Here is a 24221-nt window from a genome sequence, read left to right on the forward strand (position 1 = left end):
TGTGTGTTAAATCGTTATTGTTAAAAACGGCTGCGTTAAAAAATAACCTGGTCACCGTCTTCTAAATCAATCGGCATCTCCACCACGTAATCCTCACCGGGATTAAGGCCGCTGGTGATATACATCTCGCTGCCGAAGTTACCGCCCAGTTGCACAACACGCTGTTGGGCGATGTTGTCTTTCACCACAAACATAATGCGCTCGCCGTCCTGGGTTCTTACCGCTGACGCCGGCACACGAATACCTTGTTGCTGCGCGACGCCCTGCCCGGCCGGTTCACCACTCATAAACGCGACTTTTACGCCCATGTCCGGCAGGATGCGTGGGTCGAGTTCCTGAAACGCAATGCGCACCCTTACCGTGGCTTTTTGTCGATCCGCTGTGGGGATGATCGCAATCACCCGCGCGGGAATTTTCCAATCCGGATAGGCTTCCAGCGTTGCCTGCACGGGTTGCTCCGGGCGCACGCGCTGGATGTAGGCTTCGTTGACATCCACTTCGATCTCCAGCGACGCCATATCCACCAGTGTACAAATGCCGGTGCGGGTAAAACCGCCGCCAGCGGATACCGGCGAAATCATTTCACCGGGTTGTGAATCTTTGCTGATCACCACACCGGCGAAGGGTGCGCGTAATTCCAGGTCGTCCAGAAATTGTTGTTCAATCGCGATGCGGCGCTGCGCCAACACCACACCGGCTTCGCGATTGGCCAATTGCGCTTGCAAGGATTCATAATTGGCTTTGGCACGATCCAGTTCAGCGGTGCTGACCAACTGCTTGGCGGCCAATTCGGCATTGCGTTCCCAGGTTAGTTTTGCTTCGGTTAACCGCGCGCGGGTTTCAGCAACCTGGGTTTTTGCAGATACCAATTCCGCCTGGTAAAGCGCCAGCGTCTTGCGGGTATTGGAATCATCCAACCGCGCGACTACCTGATCTTTTTCGACACTCATCCCTTCTTCTACCAGCACTTCCATCACCTTGCCGGTCACCTTGGATGACACCGTGGCATAGCGACGTGCTTTCACATAACCGGTAGCATCCAGCACGCTTGCAGAAGCGGGATCAATCACCGCCATGCGCGCCATTTGCACACGCACTTCTACCGGATCGGGCCTGGAGAAGAACCAGATCATGCCGATCACCAGCAGTACCGCAATCAGTGCTCCGACAATCCAGCGCCCATGATGGCTGTTAACATCTTTATCATTGTGGTCAATGCGCAACTGCGCCAACAGATCACTTTTATCGTTCACAAATAGGTCCCTAACGAGTGTTTACCAGAAGTGCTCGTCGCCGATTAAAACACCCTTACCTGATAAAACCAAGTCTTCCGCTGCCAACCTCAGGGCGGCGACAAGTATAGGCTTAACCAACTGACAGCCTTTGTCAGCAGAGCGCTGGTGATGAAAAGGGCGGTTGCCTGCAACCGCCAAAGATAAAGGTTGGCTGAAGTCTGTCTCCAAGCAACGGCAGGCTTCATGGACAGAATGCAACAGATGCCATTCGCGCGACAGTTGCGAATGTCACGAATCGCCAATGACAAATGTCATGCGCCGCTCATCACACTTCTACATTTTTTTACAGATTAGTGTCGTGCAAATAAATAAGCAGAGGGCGCTATCAGCTTTCATTGACTAGCATCATAAGGGCCTGACAACCACTGCGGTGGTTTACCCCATCATTTCAATAACGAGGGACAGAAATATGAAATTTTTATTCCGTTGGTCGATAACACGTTCGTTAAAAATAGGCCTGTTCAGTTTACTGGCTTTTTCGCCCTGGCTCGTTGCGCAGGATGTCATCAGCCCGGCGCCTAACGAAGGTTCCACTTACGTGGTGAAACCGGACTACCGCAAATGTGCATTCCCGATGTGCGGCGGTTGGTTTTTGACACCAGTGAATCAGTTTTCACAGCAACTGGAAGACGACGACACTGCGTATGAACACTCACTCCTGCCACCAAAATCTATCTATGTCGCTTACATTGATTATCGCCGCCTGGGCTTGACGGATGAACAGGTTCGCGAACTGGAAGCACGTATCCATAACGAACAGGTATTGTTGCGCGGCCTGCTCAGCCGCCATAGCATCACACCGCAGGATTCAGCGCGCCTGGCAACCTTACATGCAAACGGCGCCTGGGTAAGCGCTAACAAGCGCGACGCCTACGGCCCCTATTTGCGTATTTCCAGCACCGGTATTGTGTGCATCACCACACCCTGCCCTTATTACAAAGCAGAATTAATCAACACAGCCTATGCCACGGTATTTGATGAGCTGAATCTTGAGAAAGCAGAGTTGGATCGCGAGCAAACCAGCCGCGCCTGGCAAGCGGTAGCCAGCGAAGGTTTGGTAATTACCGGCGTGAAATATGAATCAGAAGGTATGACCGGGCCAGGCACTGGCATTGCGGCCACCAAAGTATTTTTCAGTTATCCGGAGAAAAAATAGATCTGGTAATTGAGGCTGTCATTTATTCCAAGTCACCTATCCTGTGACTTCTTTGTGGCGACAAGGACCAGTCCTTGCCGCCACTTTTTTAATTTATTTTTCGAGCCGCAGGTTATCGAGAAAAATTGTCTTCGGCCGGGTTAACCCCGACGCAAAAATTTCCACTCCACGAATCAACGATAATTCCATCGTGCGACCTTGGGGCGCAGCAGCAATGGTTTGCAAATCAAACCGATAATGATTCCAGCCGGGTTCGAGGACAATGCGCGTATTGAATCGATCCGTGTGCGCATAGTTGCCTAACTCATGCCGCGCGTCGTGAACGCGCAGGGTCATGTTCAGTGGTTCACTATCCGGATTGTAGAGTTCAAACGCGAGGGTTTGATAACCGATCCAGTTACCAAAGAATTGCCGCAATGCGGCTTTGGCAAAACCGGTTGTGCCGAGCTGCACCTTGGCTGCGAATTGTCCTTGCGTAATGTGTTCTGTGGTTCGCTCAATGTTGCCGTCCCACCGGCTGATATCGCGTGGATGTTCGAAGCCACACAACAGCGGAAAGATTTGCGCGGTCTGGTATTGCAGCAAGGCTAATCGCCCTACCGTCAGCAAAGGAAAAATTAACAGGAAACATGCAGCGGCTCGACCCAGCCACACCCAGGGCTTTGGTTTTTGAAACCAGAATAAGCCCAGCCAGGCGCCGGTAAGATTGCCCAGCACATCACCCCAATTGCCGTCGCGGCCCACTTTGGTCTGCAGGAATTCAATCACACCGCCTACCGCAAAAACGATCAGTGTAACCCACAACCACCAGCGCCAATGATCCAAAGGATGACGCCGCTGGATCAGCATCAGCAGCACAGCAAAGAATCCGATATGCCCCAGATCCCACACAGCGCGGTATAAGGGACCGGACATCCAGTCAGGCCCGCCAATAAAAAAGAATGGCAGGGCCAGGATCAATGCCAACAAGGGAATGGATAACGAAGGGTCACGCGCGAGTAAACGAATGGAGGGCAACAAATTAACGTCCTGCAAAAATCAGAATTGACTGCCTAATATTACGGAATAATGCGGCTCATTAATATCAACACGCCCGTTGGGTCCGAAATCCAGTGAAGCGTTGATATGCCGCACACTGGCACCAAGGGAGAGGCCATTGCTAAAGGTAAACTCCATGCCGAGGCGCTGATAAATATTCAAACCGATGTAGCCGTTATTGGAGCGTGTGTCTATGACAAAACCGTCATCGTTTTGATTGTCGTCATCGCCACTGATTTTGCCCCAATACAGGCTGGGCCCTGCGGCATAAAAAAACCGTAGCCAAGGCTGCGGCTTGATACTCAAAAACGTGCCCACAGAAACATCGCCGGTCCATAAACTGCTGTCAATGTCCAGCACTGAGCTCTCGCTGCCCAAGCGGATAAACAAACGGCGGTCGCTGTTGTAACCGACGTGTGCGCCACCTTCAAAACCGTACTCAATCACGCCGTTCTTGCGCGGGAATTGCAACATCAAACCCAGGTGATGAATGGCATCCACCTCGGCTATATATTGATTGCCGGTTTCATCATGCACATACCAGGCATCATCCAGGGGCTGGCTACCAAGCGATAACTGCGCATAGCGCTTGGGTAATACCGAGGGTGAGGTGTACCAAACATTCGCATTGGCCCACACACTGACCAGAAGACCGGCCAACACACCTGCAAGACGAATAACCCTAGCGTGAAAATATCCTGAGCCCATGGCTGAACTACCTCCTGTTAAACGTTATCACACAGATAGGAAAAAAGGCTGATTGCATTGTCGCCAGAATCCCAAATTACATCGAATCATTTTCAGCGTCTGTAAAAAATAGTGGGGCCTGCGCTTTCTATACGGCAAGTCACCAACTATCTTTATTATTCGCCTTGATGAATCACGCCATCGGTCGATGGGCCGCTTTTAGATTCATACGATTATAAAAACGACAGCGTATATTAACAGGAGGTTACTTATGTCCGATATCCATAAGTCCACCCGGCTCGGTGATCTGCTGGTTGAGCGGGGTACGCTTACGCGACATCAACTCATGCGCGCGATTGAAACGCAACAGGAGCGTTTGTTTAACGCACAGCATGGTGAAGATGATGGTAGCCACAAGGAGTTAGGTGAAATTTTAATTGAGCTGGGCTTTATCAACCGCTCCCAGTTGGACAGCGGCCTGACCTGGCAACGCAAATTGCGCAAGACAACCTTGGTGATGGCCTTTATCGCGCCGTTATTGACGGCGGCCTGTGGTGGCGGCGCGTCGGGATCGACCAACAATAACAACAACACCCAATCCAACGCCGTCAGTTCACAATCCATCCAATCGCCCGATTCCACCCCCAAACCCGGTATGCACTCTTCGTCATCATCCAGCCAGCAATCGCTGCCTTCGCCGGTGCAAACGTCTTCGGCACCGGCTGCGGTAAGTTCTTCCTCCGCCGCGTTATCTTCAGCCGCATCCAGCCAAGCGTCTTCCGCCGCCCAACATGTTGGACCGCTTGATGGCCCAGCCGTTATTTATTGGTCGATACCGACGCAGCGGGAGAATGGCGAGTATCTGGATATCCGCGAAATCGGCGGCTATGAGGTGAGGTATAAATTAAAATCTGCAACGGATTTTGAGACAGTCACGATCGACAGCGGTTATACCGACACTTATTACTTTGATTATTTACAAGGTGATTATGAGTTTGAAATTGCCACTTTCGATGTGGATGGGTTGTATAGCAACTTCGTGAGTATTCGTCCCGTGCAGTAAATGGCATGCAACAATAAAAAATCCCCGGCAGGTCTGTGTCTGCCAGGGATTTTTTATGCTTGCGGTTTTATTCCGTCACTGCCGGTGGCGTTACGGCTGCCGCCGAGGAAAATGATTGGGATTCTCCGAATACCACCACCTCATTGATACGACCATAACCCGGCTGGTTTGTCGGGCCAGCTAAAACCCGGATTGTTAATTGTGAAGTTATTGTTTCCGGAATTGGGTGAGAACGGTAAACCTCGGTATTGCCTCTGATAGACTCCAACAACACCTGACCTGAATCCAGAATATCGTAATCAGCTACCGGGAATCCCTCCGTTGAATAAATATCGACAGTATTAACGGTTACTAATGACCAGTAAAAATTGATCTCAGCGGGGAATTGGTTTTGCTCATGCGTCCAACTGGTTTGTCCCCCCAGAGCCGTACTCAAGTTTGAATCATTGACGTTATCCGGACTGTAGCAATTGGCAGGATCATCTTCGCTAGGACAATAGGTTGGCGAGGCCTCAATACCAGCAGAAGGTGCAATATTGCCCACCAGTACGCGAACGCTATCGGTGCCGGTATTATCATCACTGTCCGTCACAGAATAAGTAATGAGGTGGGTCCCCATACTTAAGGTATTAATATCAAGGGCATCACCATAACCGAGAAAGCCATCCAGATCGGACTCCCAGGTCAAGGATGTGATCGGCTGACCAGTCGCAGAGCTTTCATCGCGTTGTGCTTGCGTCGGTAGATCGCCCTCTTCCTGGTCAATGGCGACACCGAATAATTCCAACGTTGCCCCCAACTCAATGGACACCGCCTCGTCGGGTTCAATAGATACCTCATCGGGAAGTAAAATACTGATCTCCGGTGCAGTACCGCGCGATATCACTTGGATGTTGTAACTCGCACTCGCCGACAAATACACATCATCCGCTAATTTGGTTGCGGTGATTTGCGCTTCACCAAGCCCGACACCCACGACCACGCCATTCGCGTCCACGGTAGCCACTTCGGTATTGGACGAGGAATACATAATATCGCCAGTACCCGGTGATGGAATCTCCGTACTCATGGGATTGGTGTACTCATCATCCAGATAAATTGTCACCGGGCCGGGATCAGTAAACGCCAGTTGCTGTGTTTGCTGCGGTTCGGCGCCGTTGCGAATAATGGCAATGCCCACATTTGCATGGGTTTCTTCGCCATTGATGGCGGTAACGCGCAAGCTGAAACTTTCATCGTCTTCCATGATTGTGTCATCAATCAATTCAACCGAAACGTCTTTCATTACCTCGCCCGGTTCGAACACCAAAACGCCGGAGGTAAACACATAGTCGGTTTCACTGTCGGCGGTTCCGTCCCGGGTGATATAGGAAACGCTCACTGGTAACGTGCTCGCTGCATTCAAACGTATGGTGAAAGTCGCTAAACCCTCCGCTTCGTTAAACACACCACCAATGACTTTCACAAAGGTCGGTACCGGTTTAACCAGCACGGAGGTGGTTGCGGAATTAATGCGGTTTTGATTATCCAGCGCTACCAGACGGAACTCCAGTTGCACGGCGGTATTCACATCCGGCATCAGGATTAAATTCCGCAGCGATAAAGGCGACGGAATTTCCACTGTGGGTCCACTCACCTGAATCCAAAGTGTGCGTACTATCTCTGCACCTTCGGCGGCTTCGACGGTGCCGTCCAGAGTGAGCAACACATTCGGGTCGGCAAATTGCCGCTCGCTGACGGTCACTTTCGGCAAGAGCGCAAGCTCATCGGTTTGTGCTGGCGGCTGGCCGTTTTGGCCCGGTGTTACACCGCCATCGCCAACACCACCCGGTACCGGAGACGGCAAGTCGTTATTCAATGACGCTTCGGAAGAGCCACCGCCGCCACAACCGGCCAGCGCAAAAAGTCCAACAAAAAGCAGCACTAACCAGGATTTTTTTATCGTCATTGACCAGACGTTCGATAAATTAGAATTCATAGCGAATACCTGCCTGTACCTGATACGCGGAAAGGTTGTTGTAACCCACTATTTGTTGATATTGGAAGAAGCCGGAGACACCACCTTTGAAGATGGCCGAGGAACCGACAGCGATTTGCGAGTAAGCACGGTCCTCTCCATCATTGCGCAGGGTAAAGGTATTGTTCGGGTCCGGGTCGTAAGCAAAACGTGCCGCCACCGGATCAAAACCGGAGCTGACTTCGCTAAGCAGTGTCACTTGCGCCATGGGAATCAGCACGCCCCAATTTTGATTCAACACATAAGTCGTTTGCACACCCGCGCCCAGGGTTAATTGATCCGTGGATTGCGAACCGATAATCATCGGCAAACCCGTCTCACCGGTTTCACCATAACCATCCACATCGTTTTTCAAATAATCAAACCGCGCAAAGGGATACACCGTTAACGCGTTACGATTCCATTCCCATTGCAGTTGCGCATTCACCAACAGCTGTTCTCCTTCGGTATAACCATACATGGTGTCATCCACCGAAGCCTCCCCTTCGCCATAGGCGACGTGACGCACCGAATCAAATTCTGTGCTGGCGTAACCCAATTGCGTTTCCAGTGACAGGCGATCCCAGTTATAGGCCCCGAAGAAAATAAACGAGGTAATTTCGCTGTCGAGGCTGCCGCCCTGGAAGCTGTAATCCAGTTCGTTTTGGGTATAACCGACTGCCGCACCCATCACCAGGTTTTCGCTCACACGGTAATCCACACCCGCTGTAAAGGTACTACCGTCAGAGTCGTAGCCCGATTCATATTCGCTGCCATCCCGCTCGGCGGCTTCATATTGCGCACTGATAAAAAAACCAATGGCCGACCAGATAGGGTCGCCATCACCTGCCCCGCCACCACTGATTTGCCCGTGATGACGCGAAGCCATGCCGTTAAATGTGAATGCATTATTGCCCGCTTGTAATTGTCCGATACGTTGCGACACAGCAGCAGTTTGTGAACGATTAGCTTCGGATAACACCCGCATCAGCGCGACGGTTTCTTCCGGCGCAATCTGGTTCAGCGCGGTGTTGACTGAATCCGGATTGTTGGTGGCCATTTCTTCCAACGCATTACAACGTTCCAACAGGTTGCGGCGGCCCGCACCTAGTTCACTGTCGGAATCTTCCCGCAAGGCCGCACAGGCCTGGTTCATCACCACCGCCAGGCTGCGATTATTCTCGCCTTCCGAGACTTCAACGTAGCTGCCTTCCACTACATTAATGGTCACGGTACCGACAGCGGTCTGTGCCTCTTCGGTTTCTTCCTGGATGGTGTAGGTAAAGGTATCGGTGCCCTGAAAGCCGCGATTGGGGGAATAAAAAATACTGCCGTCAGGGTTCAGGGTGATGGACGCATTACTGGATGCGCTAACACTGACAACCACAATCGGGTCGCCATCTGCATCAAAATCGTTAGCGAGGACGTTGAGCGTAATATTGCTGTTGACCGGGATGGTGCGGCTGTCGCTGACGGCGGTGGGAGGGTCGGCGAGCACACTGGTAGCAGCAGTCAGCAACAAAGCGCCGCACCCCAGGGATAGCCAGTGCCGTGACGGCGCCGGGGAGCGGGAACATTTATCCGGGAAATTCATGAGCTTACATTCCTTTCAGACTTTTAGACGCTGATCATTGATGTTATTGGAGAGGGTTGCCCGATAGCCTGCGCCGTAACACTAAGGCGCTTCACAGCGACGTCGGGGAGATTGGCCAGCCTATTGATTCATACCGGCCGGCGCACAAGACGGGAAATCAAAACATAAAACGCAGCCAAGTAAAAGGGGTTGTTTGACACCTGCAGCCAAGCCCGTGCCAGAAATGAAGAATCAGTCAAAAATTCGCCGGCGGCCAGCCTGGACCGCGCCCTGTCAGTAGCGTGACTCGCCCATGCCATTGAACTGCTTGGCCAGGTTGGTGGCGTAGTTATCGGTCATGCCGCTGATGTAGTCGATCACCGCCATGATGGCGAGATAGCGATAATTGCCGTGCTTATGCAGCACCTGGGGATGGAAGTTGTTGTCGCCGATCAGCGACATGACGCGGTTGTCTTTATAGGTCATCTGCTGGGGATCACGGAGGAAGGCATCCACCGCACTGCAAATCGTACTCAGCAGCGTCGCGATGGTGGCGTAAGCACCGATCTCCAGTTCTACGCGTTTGGAGTGGTTGAAGATCTTGCGCTTGGCGAGATCCTTGGCCGCCTGCACGGCCTCCATCACATTTTTATCGCACAACGAAATCAAATCACTCTCAACCGTGCCGTTCAGAAAATCTTTCTGGTGATTGAAAAATGCCTGGGTACCGGCGTTGATAAACGCATCAATCGCCTTGCCGCGCAGGATTGCCGGCTTGCGGCCATCACTGACTTTGTTCAGGGTTTTTTCCAGTTCGGCAATTTGCGCCGGATCAATCACGTTGCGCAGGATGCCGTAGATCTCATCCCAACTGATGATGCCCATCTCCAGGCCATCTTCCAGATCAATAATGCCGTAACAGAAATCGTCCGCCGCCTCCATCAAATACACCAGCGGATGGCGGCAATACCAATCCTCACCTTTCTGGATCAAGCCGGTTTTGTCGGCAATCTCATGCAAGTAATTCAACTCGGACTGGAAGATGCCGTACTTGTTGTGCTTGGGGCGCTGGCGCTTGACCGTCGCTTCGGAACACCAGGGATACTTAATCGAAGACGCGAGGGTGGCGTAGGTGAGCCGCATGCCTTCCTGATACTGGTAATACTCGGAGGTGGTCAATACACGCAAGCCTTGGGCATTGCCTTCAAAGACGCGGATATCCGTTTGCTCTGCCGGCGTCAGTTGTTCCAGATAGGACGCACCTTCTTTTTGAAACCAGTTGCGAATCGCTTCTTCACCGGTGTGACCAAACGGTGGGTTACCGATGTCGTGCGCCAGGCAACTCGCCTGCACAATATCGCCGATATCCGTTGGCACAATGTGTACCGGCAAATCACCCGCCGCTTTTAATGCAGCACCGACACGAATTCCCAAGGTGCGGCCCACGCAAGCGACTTCAAGGCTGTGGGTCATACGATTATGGATGTGATCGTTAGTGGCCAGCGGATGCACCTGCGTCTTGCGCGCCAGCCGCCGAAAGGCACCGGAAAAAATAATCTTGTCGTGATCCGAATGAAACGGCGAACGCCCCTCTTCATCCTTAACCGGTCGATGACCAAGCCGCTCGGCGCAGAGGAGTTGGTGCCAGTTCATGGTCATGGGATGTCCTTAGGGTTTCCAGTGGTGTTGAATATCGTTTTGATCGAGCAGATAAAATACCCACTCGCGCCCCTCTTTTTTCTTACCAAATAAATTCAGATCAACCAGACCGTTTAATACGGCAGACGCAGTGTTGTAGGAACAGCCAAGATTCTCCTTGACGTTGGTCGCGGTAAATTCACGCTGCACCTTGCTTCTTGCTACTTGAAACACCACCTTCTGCTTATCGTTCAATTTTTTCAGCGTGCCGGTGTTCCACAACCATTGATTGAAGGATTCAATATCAGCGATGGCTTTTTGGCAATGGTTTTTAAAGGTAATTACGGCACGCATGATGATGGAACACTGGTAATCGATGAAATAGGTCATATCCATCTCATCGGTTTCGGTGTACAGATACGACTTGCCGTATTGTGTCGCCGCGTCTTTCAACAGGTTGCTGATAGAAATATAGCGAAACGCGCCGTACTCTTTTCTAAACATAAACCAATAAAATAATGCACGGGCAACACGACCGTTGCCATCCTGAAAGGGATGTTCGTAGCCAATCACAAAATGGATGACGATGGCTTTGATCAAAGGATGCAGATAGGTGTTGCTTTCGATTTCATCGTGATTGCTGTTGACCCACTCGCAAAATTTTTGGAAGCGCTGCTCGATACCTTGGGCCGGTGGCGGCTGATGGACAATATTGCCATCGCGATCTTCTACAACAACCTCATCATGGGTGCGGAACACGCCCGGCAGGTAATGCTCATCGTTGATGCCCTCCACGCCCATGGCATGTAATTCGCGGATAAAGTCCGGGCTGATATCGGCTGTGCGGTGCTCCCAGGCAAAACGCATCATCCTGAAATTCCCCAGGATCATTTTTTCATCCATGCTGCGCGGCTCGCGTTGTCGCTTGAGCATATCTTTGGCAACCAGGGTGGTGGTTGCTGCGCCTTCGAGTTGGCTGCTGCTGATGGCTTCGTCTTCAATCAGGTCATTGAAGAGGTAACTCAAATGTTCAGCTTCGCCCAGTTTTTTTATTGTCCATTCGAGGGCGGCTGATGTCGTGGTTTGGTCAACGAGCGAGATGGTCTTTTGAATATTGCTGATAAGAAGCAAATCCAACTTGGGCAGGGATGGGATAACACCGAATAGCGACTCACTTGATGTGTTACGTGCGCGCTTCAACAGTGCCCATGCGAGATTGATTTGCAGCGATTTAGGAACCCGATGGCGAAATTCGTCAAACGGTAAGTACCTTCCCCGCTCGTCCACTGGCGAAACGTAATTCGCGTATATCAATGAATTCTCCAAGCCTGCTTCCGCCACGGAACGAAGCGGGTCCTGCGGCAGTTCAGACGCTGGAGGCGGGGCTTTAATCATCACTATCTCAAAATCAACGAAATTTGAGTTGACTATAGTCCTTTCCCCAAGATATCTCAATATTTCCCAAAATTGAGATATGAAATCGGTCTAGCATTGCACCACGCTGGCCCAGAAACCTTATCTTGGTGCACAAATGCAGCGCAAGAAATCACGCGGAAATTCTCTTAAAAACCAGCATCGTTCCAATTCCCTGCGTCATTTAACGTATTGAATTATCAATACTTTTCCAACATCAAGGCGCAATTTCCACCCATCAAAATTTCCTTGGCACAGTTTCTGCTGAATACCATCTTGCATACAAGACGGTATTTCAATGGGGCATCCACCCCGTGCATGAGTGGCAGGAACAATAATGAGTGACCAATTGGGTTGGACCATCGGCGAGTGGCTGAGCGCCTACCGCGAACAAACAGTAGACCCGCGCACTGCGCTGCATGCATTGCGCCAACAATTACGGGACGATGACCCCGCCTGGATTTATATTCTTTCCGCCGCCGAGTTGGATGCACAACTGGATCAGCTTGACGCTGCCGGCGCCGATGCCTTGAAGCTGCCGCTATACGGTGTGCCTTTTGTGGTGAAAGACAATATTGATGTTGCCGGTATTCCCACCACCGCCGCCTGCCCTACCTTTACTTACATCGCCAGTGCCGATGCCACCAGCGTCGCCAAACTGCGTGCTGCCGGTGCGATTGTATTGGCCAAGACCAATCTCGATCAGTTCGCTACCGGACTTGTCGGCACACGCTCGCCTTATGGTGCTGTGCCCAATAGTTTTAACCCGGATTACGTGTCCGGCGGGTCCAGTTCCGGTTCTGCCGTTGCGGTAGCCTCCGGTTTATTTCCCTTCAGTCTCGGCACGGATACCGCAGGTTCCGGTCGCGTGCCTGCCGGGTTCAACAATATTGTCGGCCTGAAACCTACCAAAGGTCGTTTCAGCACCCTGGGCGTGGTGCCCGCGTGCCGCAGTCTGGATTGCGTATCGATTTTTTCATTGACGGTGGATGATGCCGAGCACGTCGCGCGCGTGATGGAAGGCTTTGATCCCGCCGATGGTTATTCACGCACGGCACCCGCACCGGCCACGTTTTTTGCGAGCAAACCGCGCTTTGGTATTCCCGCCGAACTGGTGTGGTTTGGTGATAGCGAATCCGAATTCGCCTGGCATAAAACCCTCGCGCAGCTTATCGAATTGGGCGCTGAATTAATTCCTATCGATTTCACACCCATGCAAACCCTGGCGCAATTACTTTACGGCGGCCCTTGGGTGGCGGAGCGTCATGCGGCCATCGCGGAATTTATGGTCGAGCATGCGGAGCAAATGAATCCCGTGGTGCGCGGGATTATCAAACAAGCCGTAAATTTCACGGCAACGGATGCTTACAACGCTGAATACAGCCGCGCCGATTTAGCCCGCGCGATTCAAACCCAAATGGCTTCTGTGGACGCGCTGTTAGTTCCCACCGCACCGCGCTTGCCGACCATTGCCGAGGTCGACGCTGACCCGGTGATCGTCAACAGCCAATTGGGCACCTGGACCAATTTTGTCAACCTTGCGGATTGTTCCGCACTCGCCTTACCCGCCGGATTGCGCAACGACGGTTTGCCCTTCGGCATCACCTTGATTGCACCGGCCTGGCAAGACGCCGCGCTCGCGGAATTTGGAAAATACTGGGCAAAAGCCGCACCCTGGACATTAGGCGCTACGCGCCGAGTTGCACCACAAACCGACATCAGATCACAGGTTCCCACTGGTTATGTACGGCTTGCAGTGGTCGGCGCGCATCTCACTGGTATGCCACTGAATACGCAATTGACTGAGCGCAAGGCGCGCTTTGTGGAAAGCACGTTTACCGCCGATTGTTATCGCCTCTTCGCTTTACCCAACACCACACCGCCCAAACCCGGATTGATTCGCACCCACGATAAAGGAGCGGAAATTATTGTGGAGTTATGGGACGTACCGACGCACCACTTCGGCAGCTTTGTTGCCTTGATTCCCGCGCCTTTGGGCATCGGCACCTTGACCTTAAAAGACGGGCGCGAGGTGAAAGGTTTTATTTGCGAAGGCGCGGCGGTCGAGGGTGCAAAAGACATTACGCCGTTGGGTGGATGGCGGGCGTATATCAAGTCGTTGACGGCTTAACAAAAACACAACTAAACACGCATCGGAGAACCATGATGTTTCATACAGTCCTGATTGCAAACCGCGGCGAGATTGCCGTGCGTATCGCCAAAACGCTGAAAAAAATGGGCGTAAAATCGGTCGCGGTATATTCCGAAGCGGATCGCAACAGCGCGCATGTGTCTGCTTGCGATGTGGCCGTGTGTCTCGGCGGTAACACCGCTGCCGAAAGTTACCTGCAGGTAGACCGCATCCTCGCCGCCGCGAAAGAAACCGGTGCGCAGGCGATCATTCCTGGCTACGGCTTTTTATCGGAAAACGCAAAATTCTGCGAACAATGCGAAGCAGCCGGCATCGCCTTTTGTGGGCCGACACCGCAACAGATTCGCGAATTCGGTTTAAAACATACTTCCCGTGAAATCGCCGAGAAAGCCGGCGTGCCATTAACACCCGGCACCGGTTTATTAGGTTCAGTTGAAGAAGCCGTCAGCGCTGCCGCCACATTGGGTTACCCCGTTATGTTGAAAAGCACCGCTGGCGGTGGTGGTATCGGTTTAACACGCTGTAACGATGAAGCGGCATTAATCGAAGCCTATGAAACGGTGAAACGCCTCGGGCAAAATTTCTTCAGCGACAGCGGTGTGTTCCTTGAACGCTTTGTCGATAACGCTCGTCACGTGGAAGTGCAAATCTTTGGTGATGGCAAAGGCAATGTGTTGGCATTAGGCGAACGCGATTGCTCATTGCAACGGCGCAACCAGAAAGTAGTAGAAGAAACTCCCGCCCCCAATCTGCCCGCCGCTACACGCGAAAAGTTATTGGCGGCCTCGAAGAGTTTAGGTGAAGCCGTTAATTATCGTTCTGCCGGAACCGTGGAATATATTTACGATGCCGCACGCGATGCATTTTATTTCCTCGAAGTGAATACCCGTTTGCAGGTTGAGCACCCCATCACCGAAGCCTGCACCGGCGTTGATCTGGTGGAGTGGATGATTCTCACCGCTGCCGATGAAGCGCCGAACCTTGATATTGAGATCACGCCAAAAGGTGCGGCTATCGAAGTGCGCTTTTATGCGGAAGATCCGGTACGCGATTTCCAGCCGTCACCCGGTGTGCTGACCGATGTGCATTTTTCCGAAAACGCGCGCATCGATACCTGGGTTGCTACCGGCACCGAAGTATCGCCCTATTACGATCCGATGATTGCCAAGATCATTGTGCACGGCAGCGACCGCGCCGATGCGATTCAAAAAATGATTGCAGCCTTGAATGAAACCCGCGTGTGCGGCATTGCCACCAACCTGGATTACTTGCGGCAAATTGTCGGCTCGGATTTTTTTGGCAAAGGCGATGTGGCCACCAACAAACTCGCCAGTTTTGTTTACCGCGCTCCGGTGGTTGAAGTGTTGCAACCGGGCACCTACACCAGCGTGCAGGATTATCCCGGCCGCAGCGGTTACTGGAGTATTGGCGTACCGCCTTCAGGCCCCATGGATGATTACGCGTTCCGTTTGGCCAACCGCATTGTCGGCAACCATGAAAGCGCCGCTGGTTTGGAATTCACGATCATCGGTCCCAGGTTGCGTTTCCATACTGATACCGTGATCGCCCTGACCGGTGCAGCATCGCCCGCAAAACTGGATGGCGAACTCATTCAATTCTGGTCACCCATTGCGGTGAAAGCTGGCCAGGTATTGGACGTCGGTAAAGCCGAAAACGGTTGCCGCGCCTATCTTGCCGTACGCAACGGTTTTGATGTGCCGGTTTATCTCGGCAGCCGTTCGACCTTTGCGCTGGGACAGTTTGGTGGCCACGCAGGCCGCACACTGCGCGCGACTGATATGTTGCCCATCAGTAATCCCGCTATTGCCGCTTGCACAACACCGGCCCCCGTTTATGAACCCGCCGCCGCACCGGCAGGTTTAATTCCGGCATATCCCAACGAATGGGAAATCGGTGTGCTGTACGGTCCCCATGGCGCGCCGGATTTTTTCACCGACGATGCCATCGACATGTTTTTTAGCACCGCATGGGAAGTGCATTACAACTCCAACCGGTTAGGCATTCGTTTGAACGGCCCGAAACCCACCTGGACACGCAGCGACGGCGGCGAAGCCGGTTTGCATCCCTCCAATATTCACGATACCGAATACGCCGTGGGCTCGATTAATTTTACCGGCGACATGCCAGTGATTTTGACCAAAGACGGCCCCAGCCTCGGCGGCTTTGTGTGTCCGGTTACGATTGTGAAAGCAGAGTTGTGGAAAGTCGGCCAGGTCAAACCGGGCGATAAAATTCGTTTCAAGCGGTTAAGTTTTGATACGGCCTTAGCCTTGGAATTAGCCACCGACCGCGCCATTGATGCACTGGCAGTGCAACAGGAGATTCAACACACACCGATTACCGAGCCTGAGCACGATTTATCTCACTGCATCCTCGCCGCATTACCGGAAGAGGGCAGCCGCCCGGCGGTGGCTTATCGCCAGGCGGGTGATAAATATATTCTGCTGGAATACGGCCCCAACATTCTCGACTTGCGGTTGCGCTTTCGCGTGCACGCGCTGATGGAAGCCTTAAAGGCCTCGCCCATTAACGGCGTGATTGAGTTGTCGCCGGGCGTGCGTTCGCTGCAAATCAACTACGACAGCCGCGTTATCCACCAACGCGACCTGGTCGCGGCGCTGTTAAAAATTGAAGCGACATTACCCGATGTCGACACCATGAGTGTGCCGAGCCGTGTGGTGTATTTGCCCATGGCATTTGAAGACTCCGCCACACTGGATGCCGTTGCACGCTACCGTCAATCCGTACGCGATAAAGCGCCCTGGTTGCCGAGCAACACCGAATTTATGCGGCGCATTAACGGCCTGGATAGTGTGGAGCAAGTGCGCCAGATTTTGTTCGAAACCAGCTACATGGTGTTGGGCTTGGGCGATGTGTATCTCGGTGCGCCCTGCGCCGTGCCAGTCGACCCGCGTCACCGTTTATTGACTTCAAAATACAATCCTGCCCGCACCTATACCGCCGAAGGCACAGTTGGCATCGGCGGTGTTTATATGTGCATCTACGGCATGGATTCCCCCGGCGGTTATCAGCTGGTGGGCCGCACGCTGCCGATCTGGAATAAATTTTTGAAGAATCCGGTGTTTGAGCATGACGAACCCTGGCTACTGAAATTCTTTGACCGCGTGCGCTACTACGAAGTGAGTGAAGAAGAACTCACGGCACAACGCGAAGCCTTCCGTGAAGGTCGCCTTGCGATTCGCATCGAAGAAGAATATTTCAGCCTTGCCGAACACGAACAATTTCTGGAAGAAAACGCGGACAGCATCGCCGCCTTTAAAGCCAAACAGCAGGAAGCCTTCACCAAAGAAGTGGCGCTGTGGCAAGCCGATGAAGCCGCGCAAGTGGATGCCGCGCTGCAAGTCAAAATCACCAGCGGCCCTATTGAAGTCGACGGCCACGCGATCACCGCCGACATCAGCGGCAATATCTGGAAACTACTGGTCGAACCCGGTCAGTTGGTTGAACCGGATCAACCCTTGTTGATTGTGGAAGCCATGAAGATGGAGTTCTCTATCTACGCCGATCGCAACGCCAAAGTCAGCGCAATTCATTGTGAGCCCGGCAAGCAAGTCAATGCCGGTGATTTACTACTAGTTTTAGAAGTATGACCCGTAGGTCGGATTAGCGCAGCGTAATCCGACAACCAGCCCCGAAAGAAAATCCATGTCGGATTACACCTAACGGCTAATCCGACCTACGAAAATGCGGCGCACGAAGCCAAGTAGGTCGAATTAGGCGCGAGCGCAACGAGCGAGGTAATCCGATTTATGCAAACGTTTCGTGACGTCGATAGAGATATGAAATTGATCAAGAACGACAAGACACCCAGCGAACCGCGGCAGAATTTGACGGAGCGAATTTATCAACAGATTAAACAGGATATTTTTAATTTCCGCCTGTTGCCCGGTGACCGCTTCAGTGAAAACGAAATGGCCGAGCGCATGACAGCCAGCCGTACACCGGTGCGTGAGGCACTAACGCGCCTGCAGCGCGAAGGTTTTGTCGAAGTGTCATTTCGCAGCGGCTGGCAAGTCAAGCCGTTCGATTTCCGCCAGTTCGAGCAACTGTACGACGTGCGTATTGTGTTGGAGATGGCAGCGGTCAAGCGTTTGTGCGAGATGGAACCGGCACCGAACCTGGAGGATTTAAAACGCATCTGGCTGGTGGCACCGGAGGATCGCCTGGAAGACGGCCCCACCGTGTGTGCATTGGATGAACGTTTTCATGAACAGTTGGTAGAAGCCACCGGCAACCTGGAGATGGCGCGCATCCATCACGACTTGACCGAGCGTTTGCGTATTGTGCGACGGATTGATTTCACCAAGCGCTTTCGTATTGAAGCGACTTACGAAGAGCACGCAAAGATTTTGCGCACGATCATTGAACGGCGCAGCGAAGATGTGCAGTTATTGTTGAAGACCCATATTGAAGCGAGCAAGTCGGAAGTCAGGCGAATTACCTTGCATATGCTTTATGAAGCGCAGGAGCAGACGCCTGATGTGTAGAAACCGTGTCGGATTACGGTGTGCTGCGCACACCTAATTCGACCTACAAAAGCGCAGAATCACCGCCGGATCAATGCAATACATCCAACACAGAAGTAGGTCGGATTAGCGCAGCGTAATCCGACAAAAAAGGTAGGCCGCATTAGCCACAGGCGTGATCCGGAAATAGGTTGTATTAAACCAGAAATGTAGGTCGCATTAGCCTCGGGCGTAATCCGACAAACCCAATGATTAAATTTGCCCGTTAAGAAGCAGTCGTCAATAAAAACGTCAGTAGTGTGAAAGTTCACGAGGAAATTTCAACGCTGATCCAACAAAGACACAAGCACCAACAAGGAGTCACCCTGCGTTCCCAGACGCTTATGGTTGTTTTTAACCCACAACAGACACAACGGAGTTTGACCCATGAAACTGAAAAAAATAGTGAAGCACGTCGGGGCACTAGGTATTGCCTGCGGCATGGCGGTAACCGCGCTGACGGCGCAAGCAGCGGACACCATTAAAGTCGGTGTATTGCATTCATTGTCCGGCACCATGGCGATTTCAGAGACCACGCTGAAAGATACCATGCTGATGCTGATCGAAGAGCAGAACAAAAAGGGTGGTTTGCTCGGCAAAAAGTTGGAAGCCGTAGTCGTTGACCCTGCATCCAACTGGCCGTTATTCGCTGAGAAAACCCGCGAGTTGCTGGAGAAAGAAAAAGTCGACGCGATCTTCGGTTGCTGGACGTCAGTATCACGCAAATCCGTATTGCCCGTGGTAGAAGAACTGAACGGCATTCTGTTCTACCCCGTGCAATATGAAGGTGAAGAATCGTCACGCAACGTGTTCTATACCGGTGCGGCACCAAACCAGCAAGCCATTCCTGCAGTTGATTATTTGATGAATGACATTGAAGTCAAACGTTGGGTATTGGCCGGTACCGACTACGTTTACCCGCGCACCACCAACAAAATTCTGGAAGCCTATTTGAAATCCAAAGGCGTGAAAGATGAAGACATCATGATCAACTACACGCCCTTCGGCCACTCCGATTGGCAGAACATCGTGGCCGACATCAAACGCTTCGGTTCAACGGGCAAGAAAACTGCCGTGGTGTCCACCATCAACGGCGACGCTAACGTCCCTTTCTATCGCGAATTGGGTAACCAGAAAATCTCCGCCGAAGATATTCCTGTAGTCGCTTTCTCTGTTGGTGAAGAAGAACTTTCCGGTATCGATACCAAACCCCTGGTGGGCCACCTGGCAGCCTGGAACTACTTCATGAGCGTGGAGAATCCTGCGAACGAAGCATTCATCAAGCAGTGGAAAAGCTTTATCAAAAATCCAAAGCGCGTGACCAACGATCCGATGGAAGCACACTACATCGGTTTCAATATGTGGGTGAAAGCGGTTGAGAAAGCCAAGTCCACCGATACCGACAAAGTGATCGACGCGATTGTCGGCGTAGAAGTGCCCAACCTGACTGGCGGTACCAGCAAGATGTTGCCCAACCACCACATCACCAAGCCGGTGCTGATCGGTGAAATCCAGGAAGACGGTCAGTTCCTCACTGTATGGGAAACCGAAGGTCTGGTCCCCGGTGATGCCTGGTCTGATTACCTGGACGGCAGCAAAGACTTAACCTCTGACTGGGTTAAATTGAAGTGCGGTAACTACAACACCAAAACCAAAAAATGTTTGGGTGCTGCAGTGCAATAAGTTCGCGTCATCATGGGTCATGGGTGTTATTGCCACTGAGGAATAACACCCAACTCGATCACTCTTTTGCAGGGTAAATCGCACCGGTTTGCCCTGCAAAAAAAGTATCAAACGTCGGGCCGCTTACAAAGGCCAATATTATTTTAGATTCAGATTTTTATAAAACCAAATCATCTTTAAAAAAGAGAAATGCGTTATGCCTAACCTACAGTGGCTGCTGAAAAGTTTGCTTGGCCTGTGCCTGCTGACCAGCCTGGCTCATAGCGCCATGGCGCAGACTGACACTGAGTCCGGTGAACCGCCATCCACCGCGACAACTGAATTTGAAACCCTGGTGCACGAATTGCCCAAGGGCAGCTTATCCAAACGTGGCCAGACCATCAAAGCGCTGGCGATGGTAAATGACGAGCGCGTGCCGTCTGTCATTGAAGCCTTGCAACAAGGTAATTTGTATGCAGATCGGGGTAATCCACCCACCGTCGCGATCAGTACCGGCAAGAAAAAATTTATCGATGCCCTTTCTGGCGAAGCTCTCGCTGCTGATGCCGCTGAAACGCTCAAGCGCATACCCATCAATAACCGTATGCGCGGTCAATTACGCACCCTGCTGGCTGCAATCAATATCAATCACGCGCAGCCCGATATACGACTTAAAGCGATCAAACAATTGATCAGCGATGGTGTTGACGGTGACAGTGTTGAATTATTGAAAACACGTCAGTCTACAGAACCCAATACCCAGGTACGTGATGCTATTACTATCGCTATTGCGCTGTTTAATGTTGAAAGTGAAGATCCCGCCGCACGCTTGGATGCGATTGCCTTGTTCAGCGGCTCACTCGAACCCGAAGTGCGCACCAAACTTAAGGAGCTCGCCGCCAGTGATGACAATAAAGACGTGCGCAATAAAGCGCAGCAAACGCTCAACGCTATTGAAGACCGCATTGCCGTCTACCGTTTCGGCGAAAATGTTTTCTTTGGTTTAAGCCTGGGTTCGGTGTTGTTGTTATCCGCCATTGGCCTGGCAATTACCTTCGGCGTGATGGGTGTGATCAACATGGCCCACGGCGAGCTGATGATGATCGGTGCTTACACCACCTGGGTTGTACAACAAATTTTTCCTAACCAGATTACCTACAGTTTATTAATTGCTGTGCCGGCGGCATTTGTCGTTGCCGGTCTGGTGGGTATTGCTATTGAGCGCGGCGTGATCCGTTTTTTATACGGCCGCCCACTGGAAACCTTGCTCGCGACCTTCGGCATCAGCTTGATCTTGCAACAGGCAGCACGCAGTATTTTTTCGCCGCTAAACCGCGCTGTGAGCCTACCGGACTGGATGAGTGGTTCGATGGACATTAATCCGGTGCTATCGATTACTTACAACCGGTTTTATATTTTGATCTTCGGCCTTGTCGTGTTTTTTGTGTTGATGATGATCCTCAAGAAAACCTCCCTCGGTTTGAAAGTTCGCGCGGTGTCGCAAAATCGCTCCATGGCGCGCGCGGTAGGTGTGCGCGCCAACTGGGTCGATGCGTTGACCTTTGGTCTGGGCTCCGGCATTGCGGGTATCGCTGGCGTTGCTTTATCGCAACTGACCAACGTCGGCCCCAACCTGGGTCAAGCTTATATCATCGACTCCTTTATGGTGGTGGTGTTTGGTGGTGTGGGTAATTTGTGGGGCACGCTGGTCGGCGCTATGGGGCTCGGCATCATCAATAAATTTCTGGAGCCGTATGCCGGTGCGGTGTTGGCCAAAGTGTTGGTACTGGTATTACTCATCCTGTTCATTCAGAAAAAGCCCAAGGGATTATTCCCGCAAAAAGGTCGCGCAGCGGCAGATTAAAACTTTCTGATGCCTCTAATGAACCGACAAAACGCTTACCAAAATTGAGAACGGATTTATGTTGACTCAACGTTTATTACTCAGCGATCGCGGCGGCATGATTGTGCTCGGCCTGATTGCGCTGACTGCGGTGATTGTGCCCATCCTGAATCTGGCGGTGCCGCACGATTCGATATTTCATGTATCCACTTACACCGTTACCCTGCTCGGTAAATTTCTCTGCTACGCACTGCTGGCGCTGTCGGTAGATTTAATCTGGGGTTATGCCGGCATCCTGTCGTTGGGGCACGGTGCGTTCTTTGCCTTGGGCGGCTACGCCATGGGCATGTACCTGATGCGACAAATCGGTGACCGGGGCCAATACGGCAACCCGGAATTACCGGACTTTATGGTGTTTTTAAATTGGGACGCCTTGCCCTGGTATTGGCAAGGCTTCGATATGTTCTGGTTTGCCATGCTGATGGTGTTGGTCGTTCCCGGGTTGCTGGCCCTGGTATTCGGTTGGCTCGCATTTCGCTCCCGCGTAACCGGCGTATATTTTGCGATTATCACGCAAGCATTGACCTATGCCTTGATGCTCGCCTTCTTCCGCAACGAGATGGGTTTTGGGGGCAACAACGGTTTGACTGACTTTAAAGATATCCTCGGCTTTTCCATCACCGCCAGCGGTACACGGGTGAGTTTATTTGTAACGTCTGCGTTGATGTTGATCCTCGCATACCTTGCCTGCCGTTACATTGTGACCTCGCGCATGGGGCGCATTATCGTATCGATTCGCGATGCCGAAAGCCGCACACGGTTTTGTGGCTACAAGGTGGAATCTTACAAGCTTTGGTTATTTGTTTTCTCCTCGGTGTTGGCGGGTATTGCCGGTGCACTTTATGTTCCGCAAGTCGGCATCATCAACCCCGGTGAGTTCTCGCCATTGAATTCCATTGAGTTAGTGGTGTGGGTGGCGACTGGTGGGCGCGGCACCTTGTTCGGCGCGATTGTCGGGGCCTTTGCTGTCAATTATGGCAAAACTATTTTTACCTCCTGGTCACCGGAAGCCTGGTTATTTGTGTTGGGTTCGTTGTTTGTGTTGGTCACACTGGTGTTACCCAAAGGCTTGGTCGGTTTGGTGGCGCGGTTTAAACGCACCAACAAAACCCCACCCAATGACACACCTGATGACACGCCCAAGACACCGACACTCAAACCGGCGGAGGAGACGCACTGATGAATATTTTTAACCAGGCGCGCCGCACCCTCGGACAAAGCGACCCCAACTTCGGCGCCCCGCTGGATACCACCCACGGCCCCATTTTGTATGTGGAAGGCGTTACCGTCAGCTTCGATGGCTTTCGTGCGCTGAACAATCTCAACCTGTATGTGGATGAAGGCGAACTGCGTTGCATCATCGGCCCCAACGGCGCGGGCAAGACCACGATGATGGATGTCATTACCGGCAAAACCAAACCGGACAGCGGCAGCGTGTATTTTGGTCAGCAAATTAATCTGCTCGAATTATCCGAACATCAGATTGCGCGCGGCGGCATCGGGCGGAAATTTCAAAAGCCGACCATCTTTGAAGCGCTGACGGTTTATGAAAATCTCGAACTCGCCACCGCAGCAGATAAACGTGTGTGGTGGACATTAACCCAATCACTCAACAGTAATCAGCGTTATCGCATTGATGAAGTGTTGGTACAAATTGGTCTGGCGGATCTTCGCCATCACAATGCCGGTGCCTTATCCCACGGTCAAAAACAGTGGCTCGAAATCGGTATGTTGTTGATGCAAAACCCGCGCGTGTTATTGGTCGATGAACCTGTGGCCGGTATGACAGGGGAGGAAACGGAAAAAACAGCCGAATTGCTAGTGTCGCTCGCGGGTGACCATTCGGTGATAGTAGTGGAACACGATATGAAATTTGTGCGTTCCATTGCGCGCAAGGTAACCGTGCTGCACCAGGGTTCAGTGTTAACCGAAGGCACCATGGACCAGGTGCAGAATGACCCCAAAGTAATTGAGGTGTATTTGGGTGAGTGATGCGTAATTTTCGCACATGTATTTTATTGTCGGATTACGCTGCGCTGATCCGACCTGCAAATACAACACACCGCACTCGTAGGTCGAATTAGAGGCGCAGCCTCGT

At 52.1% G+C, this 24221-nt stretch carries 16 protein-coding genes; 9 read left to right on the forward strand and 7 right to left on the reverse strand.

What is annotated here, in order from left to right:
- Window positions 1-35: 35 nt before the first annotated feature.
- Complete coding sequence (locus ACSV5M_RS08600) at window positions 36-1253, reverse strand: efflux RND transporter periplasmic adaptor subunit (RefSeq protein WP_439175540.1); 1218 nt, start codon at window positions 1251-1253, stop codon at window positions 36-38.
- Between the two features lie 451 nt (window positions 1254-1704).
- Here ACSV5M_RS08600 and ACSV5M_RS08605 point away from each other — a divergent pair, with 451 nt between their 5' ends.
- Window positions 1705-2451, forward strand: a complete 747-nt coding sequence (locus tag ACSV5M_RS08605; RefSeq protein ID WP_439175541.1) for a DUF6748 domain-containing protein — start codon at window positions 1705-1707, stop codon at window positions 2449-2451.
- Window positions 2452-2544: 93 nt separating this feature from the next.
- Here ACSV5M_RS08605 and ACSV5M_RS08610 read toward each other — a convergent pair whose 3' ends face one another.
- Together ACSV5M_RS08610 and ACSV5M_RS08615 are read right to left on the reverse strand one after the other, a co-directional pair.
- Window positions 2545-3471, reverse strand: coding sequence for a hypothetical protein (locus ACSV5M_RS08610; RefSeq protein ID WP_439175542.1), 927 nt, complete (start codon window positions 3469-3471; stop codon window positions 2545-2547).
- Between the two features lie 18 nt (window positions 3472-3489).
- Window positions 3490-4197 (reverse strand): hypothetical protein, encoded by a 708-nt coding sequence (locus ACSV5M_RS08615; protein WP_439175543.1) that lies wholly within the window; start codon window positions 4195-4197, stop codon window positions 3490-3492.
- Between the two features lie 250 nt (window positions 4198-4447).
- Between ACSV5M_RS08615 and ACSV5M_RS08620 the strand changes: the two genes are divergently transcribed.
- The gene (locus ACSV5M_RS08620; protein ID WP_439175545.1) at window positions 4448-5239 is read left to right on the forward strand and encodes a hypothetical protein; all 792 of its coding nucleotides are present in this window, start codon (window positions 4448-4450) and stop codon (window positions 5237-5239) included.
- Between the two features lie 67 nt (window positions 5240-5306).
- Here ACSV5M_RS08620 and ACSV5M_RS08625 read toward each other — a convergent pair whose 3' ends face one another.
- The 4 genes from ACSV5M_RS08625 to ACSV5M_RS08640 all read right to left on the reverse strand — a co-directional run bounded on the left by ACSV5M_RS08625 (window position 5307) and on the right by ACSV5M_RS08640 (window position 11841).
- Window positions 5307-7217: a Calx-beta domain-containing protein gene (locus ACSV5M_RS08625; RefSeq protein WP_439175546.1), complete on the reverse strand. Its 1911-nt coding sequence runs from the start codon at window positions 7215-7217 to the stop codon at window positions 5307-5309.
- A complete protein-coding gene (locus ACSV5M_RS08630) occupies window positions 7207-8829 on the reverse strand; it encodes an autotransporter outer membrane beta-barrel domain-containing protein (RefSeq protein WP_439175548.1) in 1623 nt (540 codons plus the stop codon). Before ACSV5M_RS08630 ends, ACSV5M_RS08625 begins: the two co-directional genes overlap by 11 nt.
- A 273-nt stretch (window positions 8830-9102) precedes the next feature.
- Window positions 9103-10467: a deoxyguanosinetriphosphate triphosphohydrolase gene (locus ACSV5M_RS08635; protein ID WP_439175550.1), complete on the reverse strand. Its 1365-nt coding sequence runs from the start codon at window positions 10465-10467 to the stop codon at window positions 9103-9105.
- Between the two features lie 9 nt (window positions 10468-10476).
- On the reverse strand, window positions 10477-11841 hold the full coding sequence (locus ACSV5M_RS08640) for a Fic family protein (RefSeq protein ID WP_439175553.1): 1365 nt from the start codon (window positions 11839-11841) through the stop codon (window positions 10477-10479).
- Between the two features lie 355 nt (window positions 11842-12196).
- On the opposite strand from ACSV5M_RS08640, the gene atzF reads away from it, so the two are divergent.
- The 7 genes from atzF (at window position 12197) to urtD (ending at window position 24115) form a co-directional block, all read left to right on the forward strand.
- Window positions 12197-13990, forward strand: a complete 1794-nt coding sequence (gene atzF / locus ACSV5M_RS08645; RefSeq protein ID WP_439175556.1) for an allophanate hydrolase — start codon at window positions 12197-12199, stop codon at window positions 13988-13990.
- 35 nt (window positions 13991-14025) lie between these two features.
- Window positions 14026-17643 carry an urea carboxylase gene (gene uca, locus ACSV5M_RS08650; RefSeq protein WP_439175754.1) on the forward strand — a complete coding sequence of 1206 codons (3618 nt, stop codon included), beginning with the start codon at window positions 14026-14028 and terminating at the stop codon, window positions 17641-17643.
- 159 nt (window positions 17644-17802) lie between these two features.
- Complete coding sequence (locus ACSV5M_RS08655; RefSeq protein WP_439175558.1) at window positions 17803-18540, forward strand: GntR family transcriptional regulator; 738 nt, start codon at window positions 17803-17805, stop codon at window positions 18538-18540.
- Between the two features lie 459 nt (window positions 18541-18999).
- Entirely contained in the window at window positions 19000-20241 is a 1242-nt protein-coding gene (gene urtA / locus ACSV5M_RS08660; protein ID WP_439175755.1) for an urea ABC transporter substrate-binding protein, read from the forward strand.
- A gap of 196 nt (window positions 20242-20437) precedes the next feature.
- Window positions 20438-22084, forward strand: coding sequence for an urea ABC transporter permease subunit UrtB (gene urtB / locus ACSV5M_RS08665; RefSeq protein ID WP_439175561.1), 1647 nt, complete (start codon window positions 20438-20440; stop codon window positions 22082-22084).
- 58 nt (window positions 22085-22142) lie between these two features.
- Window positions 22143-23303, forward strand: coding sequence for an urea ABC transporter permease subunit UrtC (gene urtC / locus ACSV5M_RS08670; RefSeq protein WP_439175562.1), 1161 nt, complete (start codon window positions 22143-22145; stop codon window positions 23301-23303).
- Window positions 23303-24115 carry an urea ABC transporter ATP-binding protein UrtD gene (urtD, locus tag ACSV5M_RS08675; protein ID WP_439175564.1) on the forward strand — a complete coding sequence of 271 codons (813 nt, stop codon included), beginning with the start codon at window positions 23303-23305 and terminating at the stop codon, window positions 24113-24115. The genes urtC and urtD overlap by 1 nt, the downstream gene beginning before the upstream one ends.
- Window positions 24116-24221: the final 106 nt, after the last annotated feature.

Source organism: Cellvibrio sp. ARAG 10.3 (genome assembly GCF_051846955.1).
Taxonomy (GTDB): domain Bacteria; phylum Pseudomonadota; class Gammaproteobacteria; order Pseudomonadales; family Cellvibrionaceae; genus Cellvibrio.